The sequence below is a fragment of the Mesorhizobium sp. M7A.F.Ca.CA.004.12.1.1 genome, from assembly GCF_003997835.1.
Taxonomy (GTDB): Bacteria; Pseudomonadota; Alphaproteobacteria; order Rhizobiales; family Rhizobiaceae; genus Mesorhizobium.
On record NZ_RZRK01000852.1, the window covers coordinates 1 to 2,565 of the forward strand.

The following is a 2,565-nucleotide window of genomic DNA, read 5'->3' on the forward strand; positions in this document are numbered from 1 at the left end:
TCCCTCAGCGGCGGGGCGCGCCCCGGAAAGAGCGCGCACGCCGAAATTTTGGCGACCGCCTTGCCGCCGCCCTGGACCTATATCGCCACGGCGCAAGCCTATGATGACGAGATGCATGAACGCATCGCGTTGCACCGATCGCGGCGCGGCGAAGGCTGGACGACCATCGACGCACTGCTCGATCTCGCCGGTACGCTTGCCGCCTTGCCGGAGGATCGGCCGGTGCTTGTCGACTGCCTGACGCTGTGGCTGACCAACCACATGCTGGCCGAACACGATTTCGAGCTGGAATGCCGGCGATTGACGGAGGTGCTGTCGCGGCCGCGCGGGCCCTGGTTCGTGGTGTCCAATGAGGTCGGACAAGGCATCGTGCCGGACAATGCACTGGCGCGCCGGTTTCGCGATGCCGCCGGCCGGCTCAACCAGCAGGTCGCCGCCGTCGCCGATACGGTGCTGCTGATGGTGGCGGGGCTGCCGCTCAAGGTGAAATGACATGACCGACATCGACGATAAGGACGAAGAGCGCCATCGCGCCAAGATGGCCAAGCGCAAGGCTGTGCAGGATGCCGAGGTGGCGAGCAAGACGGTCGAGAAGGGATTGCTGATCGTCAACACCGGTCCCGGCAAGGGCAAGACCACGGCTGCCTTCGGCCTGGCGCTGCGGATGCTCGGCTACGGCAAGCGCGTCGGCGTTGTCCAGTTCATCAAGGGCAAGTGGCACACCGGCGAGAAGGACGCCTTCGCCGCCTTCGGCGACCGCGTCGTCTGGCACGCGATGGGCGAGGGGTTCACCTGGGAAACGCAGGACCTGAAGCGCGACATCGCCGCCGCCGAAGCCGCCTGGGCCAAGGTGCTCGAACTGATGGCCGATCCGTCGATCAGCCTGCTGGTGCTCGACGAACTGAACATTGCGCTGCGCTACGACTATCTCGATCTCGACAAAGTGGTTGCGGCGTTGAAGGCGCGGCGTGAGGGCCTGCATGTCGTGGTCACCGGCCGCAACGCCAAGCCGGCGCTGGTTGAGGCCGCCGACCTCGTCACCGAAATGGGCGTGACCAAGCACCATTTTTCCGCAGGCGTGAAAGCGCAGCAGGGGATCGAGTTCTGAGCGTTTCTTACCCTCCCCACAAGGGGAGGGTGAAGTAGATCACGCCACGATGACCATGACCGCGACCAACCCAAACAGCGCGATCAGCAGATAGTCGGCGACGCGATAGAGTTTCAGCGCTCGCCTTATGTCGACGCTGTCGGCCTCGCGCCGCCCACCTTCGCCCATGAAGACGTCGTCCACGAGCACGCCGCCGTAGCTGCGCGGCCCGGCGAGCGCCAGGCCGAGCGCACCGGCCATCGCCGCTTCCGGCCAGCCGGCATTGGGTGAGCGGTGTTTTTTCGCGTCGCGCCACACCGCATGCCAGGCATTTTTCGCATCAGCGCCTTTGACGTAGAACGCCGCCAGCACGATCAGCAGCGCCGTCAGCCGCGACGCCGGCAGATTGATCCAGTCGTCGAAGCGCGCCGCCGCCCAGCCGAAGGCCTCGTGGCGCGGGGTGCGGTGGCCGATCATCGAATCGGCGGTGTTGGCGGCCTTGTAGGCGGCGCCGCCGGCCAGGCCGCCGACGCCGGTCCAGAAGGCGGGGGCGACGATGCCGTCGGAGAAATTCTCAGCCAGGCTCTCGATCGCGGCGCGGCAGACGCCGGCCCTGTCGAGCGTTTCAGGGTCGCGGCCGACGATTCGCGAAACGGCAAGGCGGGCCAGAGCGAGGCCACCGGTGTCGAGCGCGTCCGCCACAGCCTCGACATGCTCATAGAGGCTCTTCTGCGACAGAAGCGACGTTGCCAGAAGGGCAGTGATGACCAGGCCCATGGGAACGAACCAGAACAGGATCTGCACGCCCAGGCCAATTATCGCCGGCACCAGCACGATGACCAGCAGCGCCTGGACACCACGCTTGCGACGCAGCGCGTCGGGATCAGTGGCGCGGTTGAGCCTGCGGTCGAGAAAGGATATCAGCCTGCCGAACCACGTCACCGGATGGCCGATGGCGCGAAACAGCCAATCGGGGTAACCGAGGGCGAATTCGACGGCCAATGACAGGAAAGCGATCAGGACTGACATGAAGCTTCTTAATGGGGCGGTTGTGGACCATGGTGGAAGTCTTGGCCGCGCGAGGGCGCTTTTCCCCAACGCCCTGCTGCCATTCGTCGACCTCTCGACCGGTATCAATCCGCACTCCTACCCGCTTTTCGACCTGCCCGCCACCTCGCTGTCGCGGTTGCCGGAAGCCGCGCGCACGCGTGAGCTGACAGAGATCGCTGCCAGTGCCTATGGGGCGCCGTCGCCAGCCAATATCGTGGCGGCACCGGGCACGCAGATCCTGTTGCCGCGCGTCGCCTCGCTGATTACCCCCGGAAGGGCGCTGGTGCTGGGTCCGACCTACGCCGAACATGCCCGCGCAGCAGTGATCGCCGGGCACGCGGTGACCGAGGTCGGCGATTTCGCTGACCTGGCGGACGCCGACCTTGCCATCATGGTCAATCCGAACAATCCAGATGGACGTGTCATCG

The 2,565-nt window shown here is 65.8% G+C and carries 3 protein-coding genes and 1 pseudogene; 3 read left to right on the top strand and 1 reads right to left on the bottom strand.

Features of this window, described 5'->3' with window-relative positions; all coding sequences use genetic code 11:
- Both cobU and cobO read left to right on the top strand, forming a co-directional pair.
- On the top strand, positions 1-492 hold a 492-nt coding region (gene cobU, locus EN984_RS30700), incomplete at its 5' end, for a bifunctional adenosylcobinamide kinase/adenosylcobinamide-phosphate guanylyltransferase (protein WP_245480152.1).
- A gap of 1 nt (position 493) precedes the next feature.
- Positions 494-1,108 (top strand): cob(I)yrinic acid a,c-diamide adenosyltransferase, encoded by a 615-nt coding sequence (cobO, locus tag EN984_RS30705; protein WP_109667906.1) that lies wholly within the window; start codon positions 494-496, stop codon positions 1,106-1,108.
- A 39-nt stretch (positions 1,109-1,147) separates the two neighbouring features.
- On the opposite strand, the gene cbiB is transcribed toward cobO, so the two are convergent.
- A complete protein-coding gene (gene cbiB, locus EN984_RS30710) occupies positions 1,148-2,116 on the bottom strand; it encodes an adenosylcobinamide-phosphate synthase CbiB (protein WP_127384191.1) in 969 nt (322 codons plus the stop codon).
- On the opposite strand from cbiB, the pseudogene EN984_RS30715 reads away from it, so the two are divergent.
- Positions 2,115-2,565 (top strand): annotated as a pseudogene (locus EN984_RS30715) (threonine-phosphate decarboxylase); the annotation flags it as partial. The gene cbiB and the pseudogene EN984_RS30715 overlap by 2 nt on opposite strands.